The 14,308-nt window shown below is 54.2% G+C and carries 14 protein-coding genes; 6 read left to right on the top strand and 8 right to left on the bottom strand.

Going from position 1 to position 14,308, the window contains the following annotated elements:
* Window positions 1-370: 370 nt before the first annotated feature.
* The 6 genes from VV869_RS22220 to gmhB all read right to left on the bottom strand — a co-directional run bounded on the left by VV869_RS22220 (window position 371) and on the right by gmhB (window position 6,864).
* A complete protein-coding gene (locus tag VV869_RS22220) occupies window positions 371-1,219 on the bottom strand; it encodes an ATP-binding cassette domain-containing protein (protein WP_337737132.1) in 849 nt (282 codons plus the stop codon).
* A 33-nt stretch (window positions 1,220-1,252) separates the two neighbouring features.
* On the bottom strand, window positions 1,253-2,131 hold the full coding sequence (locus tag VV869_RS22215; RefSeq protein WP_337737131.1) for an ABC transporter ATP-binding protein: 879 nt from the start codon (window positions 2,129-2,131) through the stop codon (window positions 1,253-1,255).
* 11 nt (window positions 2,132-2,142) lie between these two features.
* A complete protein-coding gene (locus VV869_RS22210; RefSeq protein ID WP_443147358.1) occupies window positions 2,143-3,975 on the bottom strand; it encodes an extracellular solute-binding protein in 1,833 nt (610 codons plus the stop codon).
* A 21-nt stretch (window positions 3,976-3,996) separates the two neighbouring features.
* Complete coding sequence (locus tag VV869_RS22205) at window positions 3,997-5,040, bottom strand: ABC transporter permease (RefSeq protein ID WP_337737130.1); 1,044 nt, start codon at window positions 5,038-5,040, stop codon at window positions 3,997-3,999.
* Window positions 5,041-5,042: 2 nt separating this feature from the next.
* Window positions 5,043-6,068: an ABC transporter permease subunit gene (locus VV869_RS22200; protein ID WP_337737129.1), complete on the bottom strand. Its 1,026-nt coding sequence runs from the start codon at window positions 6,066-6,068 to the stop codon at window positions 5,043-5,045.
* Window positions 6,069-6,309: 241 nt separating this feature from the next.
* On the bottom strand, window positions 6,310-6,864 hold the full coding sequence (gene gmhB, locus VV869_RS22195) for a D-glycero-beta-D-manno-heptose 1,7-bisphosphate 7-phosphatase (protein ID WP_337737128.1): 555 nt from the start codon (window positions 6,862-6,864) through the stop codon (window positions 6,310-6,312).
* A 322-nt stretch (window positions 6,865-7,186) separates the two neighbouring features.
* Between gmhB and metN the strand changes: the two genes are divergently transcribed.
* From metN to VV869_RS22180, 3 genes are all read left to right on the top strand, one after another.
* Window positions 7,187-8,221 carry a methionine ABC transporter ATP-binding protein MetN gene (gene metN / locus VV869_RS22190; protein ID WP_337737127.1) on the top strand — a complete coding sequence of 345 codons (1,035 nt, stop codon included), beginning with the start codon at window positions 7,187-7,189 and terminating at the stop codon, window positions 8,219-8,221.
* A complete protein-coding gene (locus VV869_RS22185; RefSeq protein ID WP_337737126.1) occupies window positions 8,211-8,897 on the top strand; it encodes a methionine ABC transporter permease in 687 nt (228 codons plus the stop codon). The genes metN and VV869_RS22185 overlap by 11 nt, the downstream gene beginning before the upstream one ends.
* A 90-nt stretch (window positions 8,898-8,987) precedes the next feature.
* Window positions 8,988-9,803 carry a MetQ/NlpA family lipoprotein gene (locus VV869_RS22180; protein ID WP_337737125.1) on the top strand — a complete coding sequence of 272 codons (816 nt, stop codon included), beginning with the start codon at window positions 8,988-8,990 and terminating at the stop codon, window positions 9,801-9,803.
* Window positions 9,804-9,903: 100 nt separating this feature from the next.
* Here the strand turns inward: VV869_RS22180 and ykgO are convergent, their stop codons facing one another.
* Both ykgO and VV869_RS22170 read right to left on the bottom strand, forming a co-directional pair.
* Complete coding sequence (ykgO, locus tag VV869_RS22175) at window positions 9,904-10,044, bottom strand: type B 50S ribosomal protein L36 (RefSeq protein ID WP_337737124.1); 141 nt, start codon at window positions 10,042-10,044, stop codon at window positions 9,904-9,906.
* A 2-nt stretch (window positions 10,045-10,046) separates the two neighbouring features.
* Window positions 10,047-10,310, bottom strand: coding sequence for a type B 50S ribosomal protein L31 (locus VV869_RS22170; protein ID WP_255389607.1), 264 nt, complete (start codon window positions 10,308-10,310; stop codon window positions 10,047-10,049).
* A gap of 145 nt (window positions 10,311-10,455) precedes the next feature.
* Here VV869_RS22170 and tsaA point away from each other — a divergent pair, with 145 nt between their 5' ends.
* The 3 genes from tsaA to VV869_RS22155 all read left to right on the top strand — a co-directional run bounded on the left by tsaA (window position 10,456) and on the right by VV869_RS22155 (window position 14,304).
* On the top strand, window positions 10,456-11,160 hold the full coding sequence (tsaA, locus tag VV869_RS22165; RefSeq protein WP_337737123.1) for a tRNA (N6-threonylcarbamoyladenosine(37)-N6)-methyltransferase TrmO: 705 nt from the start codon (window positions 10,456-10,458) through the stop codon (window positions 11,158-11,160).
* A gap of 130 nt (window positions 11,161-11,290) precedes the next feature.
* The gene (locus tag VV869_RS22160) at window positions 11,291-13,006 is read left to right on the top strand and encodes a proline--tRNA ligase (protein WP_337737122.1); all 1,716 of its coding nucleotides are present in this window, start codon (window positions 11,291-11,293) and stop codon (window positions 13,004-13,006) included.
* Window positions 13,007-13,179: 173 nt separating this feature from the next.
* Window positions 13,180-14,304 carry a patatin-like phospholipase family protein gene (locus VV869_RS22155; RefSeq protein ID WP_337737121.1) on the top strand — a complete coding sequence of 375 codons (1,125 nt, stop codon included), beginning with the start codon at window positions 13,180-13,182 and terminating at the stop codon, window positions 14,302-14,304.
* Window positions 14,305-14,308: the final 4 nt, after the last annotated feature.

The raw sequence follows: 14,308 nt of genomic DNA, 5'->3' as shown, positions 1-14,308 counted from the left end.
GGCTCAGTGATTACTGATTTCTTGCCGCCGCTTTTTAAGAAAAAGCAGAAGCAAAAATAAATTGACTGTGCCGATATAGCCGAAGCTATGTCGTTTTGGTCACTCAGTTCACTGATAAATCTTTTGACTATCATTTCACGAGTGCCCACACAGATTGCATGGTCAAATTGTTAAAGAACTTGTTTTCACAACGTTTCTTGCGAACCGTTTATCGTGTCAACGGAGGCGCATTATAGGGAGTATTCAGAACAGCGCAATCCTTTTTTTCAGGTTTTATGGCAGAAACCAACCAAGCGAACAAAAAACAAACCAAAATACCTTAAGCCATCGTTTTTTCACCATCATTTGTCATTCCACGGTAACCCTTTCGCTAAATTTGATGCTCGGCACGCTCTTTAATCGGTATTCGGGGCTTTTTTCGCCGTCTGTCCCTCGGGTGCGTGGCAGGAATCGCAGCTAACAAGGTTTTGGTGTAATCCGCCTGCGGCGCATGATAGATCGCTTCAACAGGACCGCTCTCAATAATTTGTCCGAAGTGCATGACAGCTACCCGATCGGACACCTTCCGAACCACAGACAAATCATGCGAGATAAAAATCATCGCCAGATTCATCTCGCTTTGTAGCTGAAGCAACAAATTCAGGATCTGGGCCTGGACGGATACATCCAGCGCAGAAACGGACTCATCACAAATCAGTAGCTTGGGCTTTAAGGCAATTGCCCGGGCAATCCCGATACGCTGGCGCTCGCCACCGGAAAACTCGTGCGGATATTTATGGACAGATGCTGCCGGTAAGCCGACTTTATCCAATAACGCCTTAATCCATACCAGCCGCTCGCTCGCCGTACCGACCTGGTGGATGGCAAATGGCTCTTCCAGGATCATCCCTACCGTATGGCGTGGATTCAGCGATTCCATCGGATCTTGAAACACCATCTGCATTTCCCGACGTAAGGGACGCATTTGCCGGGCTGTCCACTGAGTGATCTCCTGGCCTTCAAAAAAGATCTGTCCCGCCGTCGGCTCATGCAGTTTCAATATGGTCCGCCCCAGCGAGCTTTTCCCGCAGCCGGACTCACCAACCAGCCCCAGAGTCTCCCCCCGGGCCACCGAAAGGCTCACTCCATCGACGGCTTTCACCGTATAGCCTTTCTTAATGATGCCCTTCCCGGAAATAAAGTGTTGCTTGAGATTTTCCACGTGCAGCACTGTTTTCATCCCGCTTCTCCTTTACCTGCCGCGAGCACGCCATCAATCGGATTGCGGCGACCGGAACTCCGGAAACAGCTCGGGATCAATCGGCTTGATGTCAATCAGCTGCTTCGGCTCACTCTCTAAGCCCGGCATCAAGCCAAGCAGCCGCTGCGTATACGGATGACGAGGGCAGTCAAATAAAGTAAAGACATCCGCGTACTCGACAATCCGTCCGTTATACATCACCGCGACGTCATCACAGATCTCCGCCACCACGCCTAAATCATGGGTGATAAAAATCATCGCCATGCCGGTTTCCTGTTGCAGATCCAGCATTAAGTCCAGGATGGAAGCCTGAACGGTGACATCCAGCGCGGTTGTCGGCTCATCACAAATTAAGATATCGGGATGGCACGCCAGCGCCATCGCAATCATCACCCGCTGCCGCATGCCGCCGGATAAATGATGCGGATACTCATGAACCCGCGTTTCCGGTTCGGGGATCTTCACTTTTGCCAACAATGCAACGCAATGGCGCTGCCTTTCTTTCTTCGTCAGCTCCGGACGATGCAGCGCCAATACTTCAGCCAGTTGCTGACCGACCGAGTAAACCGGATTGAGTGCCGTCATCGGATCCTGAAAAATCACTGAAATCCGATTGCCGCGCATGGCGTACATCTCCCCCGGTGGCAACGTCACCAGATCCGTCCCACGATACAGCACCTGTCCCCGGGTGATCCGCCCGTAAGGCTTGGGCAGCAATCCCATAATGGACATTGCCGTCACGCTCTTGCCGCAACCGGACTCCCCCACCAGCCCGAGCGTTCGGCCCCGGCGCACCTCGAAATTCACCCCATGCAAGACCGGCGTCACACCGTCATCGGTCATAAACACCGCATGGAGATCACTGACACGCAGGATCACATCATCTGTCATACGCACCTTCCTCAAAGCTTGAATCGGTCGTCAATCACGGTGACTGGCTCAAAGGTCTTGCCGTCCTCCATGGCTTTAAGGGTTTGTTGCTTGACCGCTTCATCAATCCAGAAGGTGCCGTATTCCACCGGGTAAAACATGACTTCGGTTCTTTTGGTCATGCCCGGATCCGGATATTTCACCCAGCGCCAGTGCGCTTCCCGGGTATAGGGCACCATATAACCCGGCACAATAATGAAAGCATCGGCGACGAGTTTCTGGATCCGGCGCGACAGCGCATAACGCTTCTGGACATCAAACTCACGCTTAAACGCATCAATCAGCTGATCCAATTGCGGCGAACTGTAGCTGGCATGATTGTTGGTTTGCGGTTTCACATTGTCCGAATGCAGATATTCCCAGTAAGCCGGGATTTCCCCGCCGCTCATATTCAAAAAAGCCAGATCGTGTTTTTTCTCCAGAATGTATTTAAACGCCGCCGAGCCATCGACCAGATTGAGGGTGAACTCCAGCCCGGCCTGTTTGGCCTGCTCTTTTAAGTACGCAATGCGCGGGGTCCACACCGGATAGCCGTAGGTAATCGCAAAACTGAGCCTTTGCCCCTGACGGTTGATCCGGATCCCGTCCGGACCAATGCGGTCAAAACCGGCCTCGGTGAAGTACTTCGCCGCCAACGCCGGGTCAAATGGCGGCGGGCGGTTGTCCGGGCGGTCATACTCCCCATGTCCGAATCCCAATCCATGAGGTTTACGGGCATAATCCCCGCGCAGGACATGCTGAATCATGCCGTCAAAGTCAGTGGCGTAGGTGATCCCCTGCCGGATCGCCAGATTGTCCAGCAACGGCTTGGCCGTGTTCATCCACAATCCCCCCGCTCCCTGAGCCACCTGGTTGTAGCCCCAGAATTTATGAATATAGCCTTTACGATACGGCTCGCTGTCCGACTTTTCATGCCACAGGGAAGGCAGGATCAAACCAAAAGTATCGAGCTGACCTTTCTCAAAGTATCGCAGTGCGATGTCGTTATCGCGGATCACCCGAATCCGCACCTGATCGACATTGTAGCGGTTGCGGTAATAACGGTTCCCGTACCCCCACCAGTCCGCCCCGACATGCTTGAAGGTCACGCTTTTCCCTTTCTTCACGTCAGACAGGTAATACGCCCCGGCCGTCGGCTCGCTCTTGAAGTTATAACGGCGGACAAAATCATCATCGATTCCATCTTTGTTAACGTCTTTCTTGGGTTTGAAAAAATGTGCCGGGCGGGGTTGCAGGCCATTGCTGGGCAGGTTGATCTGCACCATCAGCTCATCCTGACTCTTCGCCGTACCGGAAACAATCGCGATGGTGTAATCATCATATTTTTCGACCGCCTTGATCGAGTGGATAAAAAAGTCGTTGTACCAGGGATCGATGATGTCCTTCGAGCGGTAATAGGTCAGCATGAACAGATAGTCATCTGCCGTGATCGGTTTGCCGTCCGACCAACGGGCGTCGGGGTTGAGCTTGAAGTACACGGTTTGATGGTCGTCACCAAACGCCCAGGCCTGCGCCAACTGTGGTATCCATTTGCCGGTATTCGGATGCCTTGCTGCCAGCTTCGGTGTCCCGTCCATAAAGTAATGCCGCAACCCTGAATTGGCATCCGGCCCGACACTGCGCAATGTTTGGGGAAAGCTGGCCATAAACGTGTGCAGAGTGCCGCCGCGCTTGGCCTGATCGGAGGCAAACAATGGCTCTTCCATATTGGAGACCCAGACCAGATCCTGAGGCAAGTCCGCTGCCAGGGTGGGCCGGAGACTCAAAACCATCAGACAAAACAACCACAGTTCACGACTTCTCATCTTCACATCCTGTCGATAGCGTCAGATATAACGGGTAAATTTTTTCGGATCGAATGCCGCCCGGATCGCTTCCCCGATAAAGGTCACCATCACCAGCACCAGGACAATCGCCGTCACGACTGAGCCGACGATCCAGGGCGCATCCAGGTTCGATTTCCCTTGTTGCAGCAACTCCCCCCAACTCGGCGTGGGTGGCATCAGCCCCAAGCCCAGATAATCCAGTGCCGTCAGGGCGGTAATGTTGGCTGCAATAGTGAACGGCGCCAGGGTCACGATCATCACCGTGGTGTTAGGCAGAATATGGCGAAAGATGATCCGCCCGGTCGATGCCCCCAGCGCCCGGGCAGCCATCACATACTCACGGGCAGATTCTTTATACGTCATGGTGCGCATATACCAGGTCATGCCCATCCAGCCAAAGAGCACATTGATCCCGACAAACAGGGTGAACGTCGGCTGGGTAACCGAGACCAAAATCATGATCACATACAAAAACGGCACCATAGACCACACTTCAATAAGGCGCTGGACCAGCAGGTCAAACTTGCCGCCGAAAAAGCCCATCGCGCATCCGACCGCCGTGCCGATGGCGTAAGACACCGTCATGGTCAGCAGGGCGAATCCCATCGCAGTACGAAATCCATAGACCAGCCGCGCCAGAATATCGCGACCAATCACATCGGTTCCCAGATAATGCTGAGTCTGGACGCTGGGCGGCGTCGGCGGATAATCACCACTGAAATCCTGCTCAAACGGATCCCACGGCACCAGCGGCATGATCACGAAGTTCTCGCTGCCCTCCAGTTGAAACTGACGTTGCATCGCTTTGTAATCCGGCTCACTGAGATAATCGAAACCATAATCGGTGCCGGCCTTCACATCACTGAACACAGGAAAGCTGTATTCACCGTTGTATTTCACCACCAAAGCTTTGCTATTGATCAACAGCTCCGCCACCAGCGACAGCATCAGCAACCCCGAGAGCAGGACGAATGACCAATACCCCCGCTTGATCGCCTGAAAGCGTCGCAATTTTTTCCGGGTCAGCGGGTCGAGTCTCAGCATCGTCAGGCTCCAAACCGCACACGCGGATCGACCGCCGCCACGCAGATATCCGAGACAATATTGCCGAGCATCAGCAAGGCGGCATTAATCGCCACGATCCCCATGACCACCGGATAGTCGCGCTGCATAATCGACTCATACCCCAGCAGGCCGATACCATCAATGTTGAAGATCACCTCAATCAGAAACGAGCCGGTCATAAAGAAGAGTATAGAGTTGCCGAAATGGCTAGCGATCGGGATCAGGCTGTTGCGCAGGGCATGCTTTCGCACCGCGGTCCGGAACGGCAAGCCTTTGGCAATCGCGGTGCGGATATAATCCGAGGACAGGTTTTCCATCAGGTTATTTTTCATCGTCATAGTCAGGGTGGCGAAATCCCCGATCAGATAACAAATCAGCGGTAAGACCGCATGCCAGAGCACATCCTGCACCTGTTGATATAGGGTTTCATAATCGTCAAAGTCATCACTGACAAAGCCGCCCATTGGAAACCATTCCAGGTGATAGCTGAACAAGGTGATCAGCAACACCCCGACGACATACCCCGGCAGGGCATAACCGACAAAGATCAGAATGGAAGAACCAGAATCAAACGCCGAGTCATGTTTGATGGCTTTGAAATAGCCCAAAGGGATGGAAATAAAATAGCTGATAAAGAACGTCATCCCACCGTAGAACAGCGAAATCGGCAGTCGTTCGGCAATCATCTCGGTGACCGGCTCGTAATAACGGGTCGACTCCCCTAAATCAAAGCGTATCAGCTTCTTCAGCCACTCCCAGTACGCCTGGTGAACCGGTTTATCCAGGCCATAAAACGCATTGAGCTGCGCCAGCTGATCATCAGACAAGGCCGTACTGCCGCCCGCGGTCGTCATCGCCGCCGCTCCATCCCCCTGAAACTGCATGTTCGCCAGCATCCGCTCGACCGGCCCGCCGGGCACCAGCCGGGTAATGGCAAAGATCAGCACGGTAATGCCTAAGAATGTCGGTATAATCAGCGCCATACGATGCAATAAATACGACAGCATGTATCGGCCCGCTCCCTTTCTCATAGCCTGAGCAAGGTCCCGCCATCCACAAGAGTTGATGACATGATGTCCAGACGACTCAGGTAACGAATTGACCACGCTCACAGGGCGTGTCTTCAACTGAGTATAGTGTCAAATTTATAACAGTGAGAAACCGCAAGTTTTTCTGATGATGTCAAAAAAAACAGGTCGCGAGACGACCTGTTTTTTTATCTCTGGAAGTTGTGTACTGTTTTGCGGTTTAGCGCGCAGCCAGCCAGGCCGGGACATCGGCAACGCTGTCGAGCACAGTATCAGCCAGTGCTTCGCCGGCTTCGGTGATCGGTTTGCCGGTACGGACCAGGATCTTGGTGCCGACGTCTGCCGCCTGCGCCGCTTTCATGTCATCGGTTTTGTCACCAATCATCACCGAGTTGGCCATATCGATTTTCAGGAAATCGCGGGCTGAAATGAACATCCCCGGATTCGGCTTGCGACAGTTACAATCCTGCAGGTAATCCCCTTTGCCTTCCGTCGGATGGTGCGGACAGTAATAAATCCCGTCAAATTCCACTCCGTTGTCGACAAAGTTCCAGTCCATCCACTCGGTCAGGGTCAGGAATTCATCTTCGCTGTACATGCCACGGGCAATCCCCGCCTGGTTGGTGACCAGGACCAGCAAATAGCCCATCGCCTTGAGCTTTTTACACGCCTCAAAAACACCTTCGACATACTCAAAATCATCGACGGTATGCACATAACCATGATCCACGTTAATCACGCCGTCACGATCAATAAAAACTGCGGGTTTGGCCAAAAGTCAGCCCTCTGTCTGTCTACATTACTGGCGCGATTATGACACGGCTCACCCCGGGATTCATCCGTTTATCCGCCCGGTTTCTGCCAGGGCTGAAGATTTTGGCTCAAGTCAAGAAAGCCATTTAGACGTCCAGACGTAAAAATATCTATTGACTTAGCCGTCTAGACACCCTAGCATCAACCACATAAGCGTTTAGGAAACACTTTACGCACAAACTAATTACAGTGTAAACACAATAAACAGCAACAAATTAAACCATTATCACCCATTTTTGCCCGGTGAATTGTATTGGGCAGCAGCAAACAGCTCAGGAAGTTCGATGATAGAAATCAATAGAGTGAACAAAGTGTTCTATCAGGGAGAAAAGGAAATCAACGCGCTGCGTGATATCAACCTCTCCATTGAGCAAGGCACAATTTTCGGCGTGATCGGTTCATCCGGTGCAGGGAAAAGTACCCTCATCCGCTGCGTGAACCTGTTAGAAAAGCCCACCAGCGGCCATGTGATTGTCGATGGTGTCGATTTGACTCAGCTCTCCACCCAGGAGCTGACGTTAGCCCGGCGTAAAATCGGGATGATCTTCCAGCACTTCAATCTGTTGTCTTCCCGGACGGTGTTCGACAACGTGGCCCTGCCGCTTGAGCTGGCCGGGACCAAAAAAGCGGACCTCAAAAGCAAAGTGACTGAGCTGCTGCAACTGGTGGGGCTGGCCGACAAGAGCAGTGCCTATCCGTCCAACCTCAGCGGCGGCCAGAAACAACGTGTGGCCATCGCCCGGGCCTTGGCATCCGACCCGAAAGTCCTGCTGTGTGATGAAGCGACCAGTGCGCTGGATCCGGCGACCACCCAGTCGATTTTAGAGCTGCTCAAGGAGATCAACCGCAAGCTGAACCTGACCATTTTGCTGATCACTCACGAGATGGATGTGGTGAAAAGCATTTGTAGCCAAGTGGCGATCATCGGCGATGGTGAACTGGTCGAGAAAGGTCCGGTCGGCGATATCTTTGCCCATCCGAAAACCGAACTGGCCCGGGAGTTCATTCGCTCAACCCTGGATCTGTCGATCCCGGAAGACTACCGCGCCCGGCTCACCGACACCCGAGTTGAGAACAGCTACCCGCTGGTCCGCCTGGAATTTACCGGCGCTTCCGTGGATGCTCCGCTAATCAGCCAGGTCGCCCGTGAGTTTAATATTGACATCAGCATTCTGAGCTCAGATATGGATTATGCCGGCGGCGTCAAATTCGGCCTGATGCTGGCGGAGTTTTTCGGCACCGAACAAGCAGCAGAGCAGGCCATTGCCTTCCTGCGCGATCACAAGGTTAATGTAGAGGTACTGGGTTATGTTGCTTGAAACAATTGCGAACTGGTGGCAGGCCAATGAACGCCTGACGTATTTACTGATTGAGGCGCTGGGTGAAACGCTGGTGATGGTGCTTGCCTCCGGTCTGATTGGCTTCGCCATCGGGATCCCGGCTGGTGTTGCCCTGCACCTGACCAAACAAGGCGGGCTGCTGGAACACTCGACCCTGAACAAGGTTCTGGGGACCGTGACCAATATCGGCCGCTCGATCCCGTTTATTATCCTGCTGGTCGCCATTATTCCGTTTACCCGTTTTGTGGTCGGCAGCTCGATTGGGACCGCCGCGGCGATTGTTCCGCTGACCGTTGGCGCGATTCCGTTTATCGCCCGCCTGGTTGAAGGGGCGCTGCTGGAAGTGCCGGGCGGCCTGGTAGAAGCCGCTCAGGCGATGGGTGCAACACCGCGCCAGATCATCAGCAAGGTGCTGCTGCCGGAAGCCATGCCGGGCATTATCAACGCTATCACCATTACGCTGGTGACCCTGGTGAGCTACTCAGCCATGGCCGGCACCGTCGGCGGCGGCGGTCTAGGCGATGTTGGGATCCGTTACGGCTACCAGCGTTTCGACGGCACCGTCATGCTGATCACCGTGGTCATGCTGGTCATTCTGGTGCAATGCATTCAGTCTGCCGGTGATCATCTGGTCAAGCGTGTCGATCACCGCTAAGTCCACCCAATACGAACACACAATGTAAAAACAAAGACAACCCTATTACCGACTAGGATTATGGAAATCCCGCTTTTAAGGAGAAGTAACATGGCGTTTAATCTGAAAAACCTGTTTGCAGTAGCCGGCCTGGCCTCGGCACTGGTTCTGACCGGCTGCGGCGAGAAAGAAGCTGCGGTAGACAACAGCAAAATTAAAATCGGTGTCATGGCGGGTGCAGAAGCACAGGTTGCTGAAGTGGCTGCCAAGGAAGCCAAAGACAAATACGGCCTGGATGTTGAGCTGATCACCTTCACCGACTACGTTTCACCGAACGCAGCACTGGAAGAAGGCTCGATCGACATCAATGCGTTTCAGCACAAACCATACTTGGATCAGCAAATCACGGACCGTGGCTACAAGTTTGCGATTGCCGGTAACACGTTTGTCTACCCGATTGCCGCCTATTCCAGCAAAATCAAATCAATCGATGAGCTGAAAGATGGCGATCAAGTCGCAGTACCAAACGATCCGACCAACCTGGGCCGCTCGCTGCTGCTGCTGCAACAACAGGGCCTGCTGACCCTGAAAGACGGTGCGGGCCTGACGGCAACCGTGCTGGATATTGTCGGGAATCCGAAGAACCTACAGATTGTTGAGCTTGAAGCAGCCCAACTGCCGCGTTCGCTGGATGACGTTCAGCTGGCGATCATCAACACCACGTATGCCAGCAGTATCAACCTGACACCAGAGCGTGATGGGGTGTTCGTCGAAGACAAAGATTCACCCTACGTGAACCTGATTGTGGCCCGCGAAGACAACGTGAATGCTGAAAACGTGCAGACTTTCGTCAAAGCCTACCAATCTGAAACCGTGTATGAAGCGGCCAAAGAGATCTTCCAGGGCGGTGTGGTGAAAGGCTGGTAATTTCAAGGCTGCTGTTCCTTCCTGAAACAAGCCTCGCCCCTCCAATCGGAGGGGCTTTTTTATCGCTGCCGACCAGCGTTCCCTGCTGGTTCTGTCTTACTTATCGCTTTTTCACCCGTCCCTGAACCGCTTTGAATCGTGGGTTGGATTTACAAATCACATAGATCCGCCCGCGTCGTTTCACGATCTGGCAATCCCGATGACGCAACTTGGCACTTTTGAGTGAGCTGAGCACTTGCATGATCACCCCTCCTGCTTGGCGCCGAAGCGACCGAATCGGCGGTTAAAGTGAGCCATCCGACCTTCACTGCTGACCACTCGCTGCTTGCCGGTGTAAAACGGGTGCGAGGCCGATGACACATCCAGGGTGTAGTACGGGTAGGTGTTGCCGTCTTCCCATTCAATGGTGCGATCGGTTTTCAGCGTCGAGCCGACTAAAAAATACTGATCCACGCTGGTGTCGTGGAAAACAACGGTGCGATATTCCGGGTGAATACCTGGTTTCATCCTGATCTCCTTGAGCAATGCCCGGTCTGTGAACACCACAAACCGAAGTGTTATGTTATAACATACCATTTGACATCAATTCTCATTAAAAGATCAAGCACAATTTTATGCTATCGTCAGCGCCAGATTGAAAAAGGCCCATGCAATGAGTTACCAGATTGACCCGGTAGGCGTGATCCGCTCGCCGTATAAAGAAAAATTTGCCGTCCCGCGCCAGCCCGGACTAGTCCCCAGCGCCCGCTCGGAGCTGGTGCTACAGGGGGAAGCCAATGCCCTGGAGGCTGTCCGGGGCATTGAGCAGTTCAGCCACCTGTGGTTGCTGTTTCTGTTTGATCAGAACCTGGAAGCCGGCTGGCGCCCGACCGTTCGGCCACCGCGCCTCGGCGGGAATGAGCGCATCGGCGTATTTGCCAGCCGTGCGACGTTTCGCCCCAACGGGATCGGAATGTCCGCGGTCGAACTGATCGGCGTGCGCCAGCAAGGCGGGGATGTGATCCTCGAACTCGGTAGCGTGGATCTGGTCGACGGCACCCCGATTATCGATATCAAGCCCTATATTCCCTACTCCGACAGCCTGCCCGGGGCCATCGGCGGATTTGCCAGCGAGAGCCCGGAAACCCTGCCGGTTCACTTCAGCCCCAAAGCCGAGTCGCAACTGCAAGGCCGTCACTTGGCTCGCCAACGGGCGGTGATTGAAGAAGTGCTGGCGCAGGATCCGCGCCCGGCCTATAAGAAAGGCAAACCGGATCCCAAAGAGTACGCCGTGCACCTGTTCGACTACAATGTAAAATTCAGTGTCAGCGACGCACAGATCACCGTCCATGCGCTGGAGCGTCCGCTCACAAAATAACAGTCGCCAACCGTTTGTTCTCTTTGGCGAACCGGCAATAGGCTGTTAATATATGCGGTTATCGCCCTAAAACGGCGGACGGGGCTGGCCCCGAACCCAATTCATTTCATCTAACCAACGGATACCATCAATGCGTACCAGTAAATATCTTCTTTCAACGCTGAAGGAGACTCCAAACGACGCAGAAGTGATCAGCCACCAGCTGATGCTACGTGCAGGTATGATCCGTAAGCTGGCTTCAGGTCTTTACACCTGGCTACCTACAGGTCTGCGTGTTCTGCGTAAGGTCGAAAACATTGTTCGCGAAGAAATGAACAATGCAGGTGCAGTCGAAACATTAATGCCCGTGGTTCAGCCCTCTGAGCTATGGGAAGAAACCGGTCGCTGGGACAAGTTTGGTCCTGAGCTGCTGCGTATCGCTGACCGCCATGACCGACCGTTTGTGCTGGGCCCTACGCACGAAGAAGTGATCACCGACATGGTTCGCAACGAAGTGAAGTCATACAAACAACTTCCTTTGAACCTGTATCAGATCCAGACCAAATTCCGTGACGAAGTGCGCCCACGCTTCGGGGTGATGCGCTCGCGTGAGTTCATCATGAAAGATGCTTACTCGTTCCACCTGGACAAAGAAAGCCTGGTTGAAACCTACGAGATCATGCATCAGGCATACTGCAATGTCTTCAACCGCATGGGCCTGGACTTCCGTCCGGTGCTGGCGGATACCGGCTCGATCGGCGGCTCTGGCTCTCATGAGTTCCACGTTCTGGCTGAGAGCGGCGAAGATCTGATCGCCTTCTCGACTGAGTCTGAGTACGCGGCCAACATCGAAAAAGCAGAAGCACTGGCACCGGCAACCGAGCGCGCTGCGCCGACTCAGGAGATGACCCTGGTCGATACGCCGAACGCCAAGACCATTGACGAGCTGGTTGAACAGCACGGGATCGCGATCGATAAGACCGTGAAAACCCTGTTCGTCAAAGCATCGGACGAAGTTGACGCTGAACTGATTGCCCTGATCATCCGTGGCGACCACGAGCTCAATGAAATCAAAGCTGAGAACCTGTCTTGCGTTGCTGCGCCACTGGAGTTTGCAACTGAAGAAGAAATTCGTGCCATCGTGAATGCCGGTCCTGGCTCACTGGGTCCGGTGAACCTGCCGGTACCGTTTGTTGTCGACCGCACTGTCGCTGTGATGAGTGACTTCGGCGCGGGTGCCAACATCGACGGTAAACACTACTTCGGTATTAACTGGGGTCGTGACGTTGCGCTGGGCCAGGTCGAAGATCTGCGTAACGTGGTTGAAGGTGACCCAAGCCCATGCGGCAAAGGCACCCTGCAGCTCAAGCGCGGCATTGAAGTCGGCCACATCTTCCAGCTGGGCAACAACTACTCCGCAGCAATGAACGCTGCAGTACTGGGTCCGGATGGCAAGAACGTGATCATGGAAATGGGCTGCTACGGCATCGGCTGTACCCGCGTGGTTGCTGCGGCCATTGAGCAGAACAACGACGACAACGGCATCATCTGGCCGGATGCGATCGCCCCGTTCCAGGTGTCGATTGTACCGATGAACATGGCGAAATCTGATGAAGTTCGCGACGCGGCTGAGAAGCTATACGCCGATCTGACTGCTGCCGGAATCGAAGTCCTGTTTGACGATCGCAAAGAGCGTCCGGGCGTGATGTTTGCCGACCACGAGCTGATCGGGATCCCGCACACCATCGTCATTGGCAACCGCAGCCTGGAAAACGGTGAGATGGAATATAAAAACCGTCGCGCCGGCACCAAAGAAGGTGTGCCTGTGACTGAAATCGTGGACTTTATTCAGCAAAAACTGGCTTAATCCACCGCTCACATGCAATCAAGCCTCCCTTGCGGAGGCTTTTTTTATGACCGTTTTCCTGGCCAACAGCAGGCTTTGGGACACCTGCCGCAGATCTCAGAAGCAGGTTGTCACGATCCAATGTCGGATGATTCCGGTGTATAGTGAGTCGAGAAAGAGAGAAGGAAGACCCAATGGCGAAGGATAAGCCCAGGATCAGCTTGCTACTGCCCGGCGGGGGCGCCCGAGCCGCTTATCAGGTCGGCGTGCTGAAGGCGATTGCCGAGTGGTATCCCCGCGTTCACCACAGCCCGTTTACCATTTACTCCGGCACGTCTGCCGGGGCCATCAATGCCACCGCCATGGCCTGCTATGCCTCCTGCTTTCGGCTTGGGGTCAAAAAGCTGGAATGGATCTGGGCCCGGCTGCACAGCCGCCGGGTGTTCCGGGCCAGTGCCCTAGGCATGACCGGTTACCTCGCCCACCAATGGCTGGCCCGCCTGCAGGCCGACTATCATGAACGCCCACCGTTTGGGTTACTTGACAGTCGTCCGCTGCGCCAGTTGCTCAATCAGGTCAACAACTATGAGCGGCTGGAAACGCAGATCCTGGCCGGTAACCTGCACGGCCTGTCTGTCACTGTCTCGAGCTACAAAAGCGGCCAGTCGGTCAGCTTTTTTCAGGGCCAGCCGGAAATTCCCGAGTGGAACCGAGCCAAGGCCAAGGGCCGCCGGTCCCTGATCACCACCGAGCACCTGCTGGCTTCGGCCGCAATCCCGGTGGTCTTCCCGGCGGTGCGGATCGGCAGGACCTATTACGGCGATGGCTCGATCCACCAATTGGCTCCCCTGCGCCCGTCCCTGAAAATGGGCGCCGACAAGATCCTGATCATTGATTTGATCAACCAGAAGATCAACGAAATGGATCACACCAAAGCGCCCGGCCTGGCAACCCTGGGCGGCCACCTGATGGACACCATTTTCAGCGACACCCTGGCTGCGGATCTGGAACATCTGGCGCGATCCAATCAGCTGATCCAAGCTCTGCCGCCAACTGAAAAAGAGAAAATGGGGATGAAGATCGTCGATCATCTCCTGCTCTATCCCAGCCAGTCATTCGAACCGCTGGCCCAGAAATATTACGGTCAGATGCCACCGATGACCCGGGCATTAATGCGCCTGACCGGCCTGAGTCCGAAAGATGATGCGGCAATTACCAGTTATATCCTGTTCGAACCAGGATATATTCACGCCTTGATGGAGCTGGGGTATCACGACGCCCTGGAAAAAGAAACGATCCTTCGCAATTTCCTGCAATAAATCC

It is taken from the genome of Photobacterium sp. MCCC 1A19761 (assembly GCF_037389125.1).
In the GTDB taxonomy this organism is placed as follows: domain Bacteria; phylum Pseudomonadota; class Gammaproteobacteria; order Enterobacterales; family Vibrionaceae; genus Photobacterium.
This window is presented reverse-complemented; position numbering and strand designations above follow the sequence as displayed.

Bases quoted from the DNA above. Each gene is read 5' to 3' on its own strand.
- VV869_RS22210 (WP_443147358.1), bottom strand. From the start codon at position 3,975: ATGAGAAGTCGTGAACTGTGGTTGTTTTGTCTGATGGTTTTGAGTCTC.
- VV869_RS22220 (WP_337737132.1), bottom strand. From the start codon at position 1,219: ATGAAAACAGTGCTGCACGTGGAAAATCTCAAGCAACACTTTATTTCC.
- metN (WP_337737127.1), top strand. From the start codon at position 7,187: ATGATAGAAATCAATAGAGTGAACAAAGTGTTCTATCAGGGAGAAAAG.
- ykgO (WP_337737124.1), bottom strand. From the start codon at position 10,044: ATGCAAGTGCTCAGCTCACTCAAAAGTGCCAAGTTGCGTCATCGGGAT.
- VV869_RS22200 (WP_337737129.1), bottom strand. From the start codon at position 6,068: ATGCTGTCGTATTTATTGCATCGTATGGCGCTGATTATACCGACATTC.
- VV869_RS22170 (WP_255389607.1), bottom strand. From the start codon at position 10,310: ATGAAACCAGGTATTCACCCGGAATATCGCACCGTTGTTTTCCACGAC.
- tsaA (WP_337737123.1), top strand. From the start codon at position 10,456: ATGAGTTACCAGATTGACCCGGTAGGCGTGATCCGCTCGCCGTATAAA.
- VV869_RS22215 (WP_337737131.1), bottom strand. From the start codon at position 2,131: ATGACAGATGATGTGATCCTGCGTGTCAGTGATCTCCATGCGGTGTTT.
- VV869_RS22155 (WP_337737121.1), top strand. From the start codon at position 13,180: ATGGCGAAGGATAAGCCCAGGATCAGCTTGCTACTGCCCGGCGGGGGC.
- VV869_RS22185 (WP_337737126.1), top strand. From the start codon at position 8,211: ATGTTGCTTGAAACAATTGCGAACTGGTGGCAGGCCAATGAACGCCTG.
- VV869_RS22180 (WP_337737125.1), top strand. From the start codon at position 8,988: ATGGCGTTTAATCTGAAAAACCTGTTTGCAGTAGCCGGCCTGGCCTCG.
- VV869_RS22205 (WP_337737130.1), bottom strand. From the start codon at position 5,040: ATGCTGAGACTCGACCCGCTGACCCGGAAAAAATTGCGACGCTTTCAG.
- VV869_RS22160 (WP_337737122.1), top strand. From the start codon at position 11,291: ATGCGTACCAGTAAATATCTTCTTTCAACGCTGAAGGAGACTCCAAAC.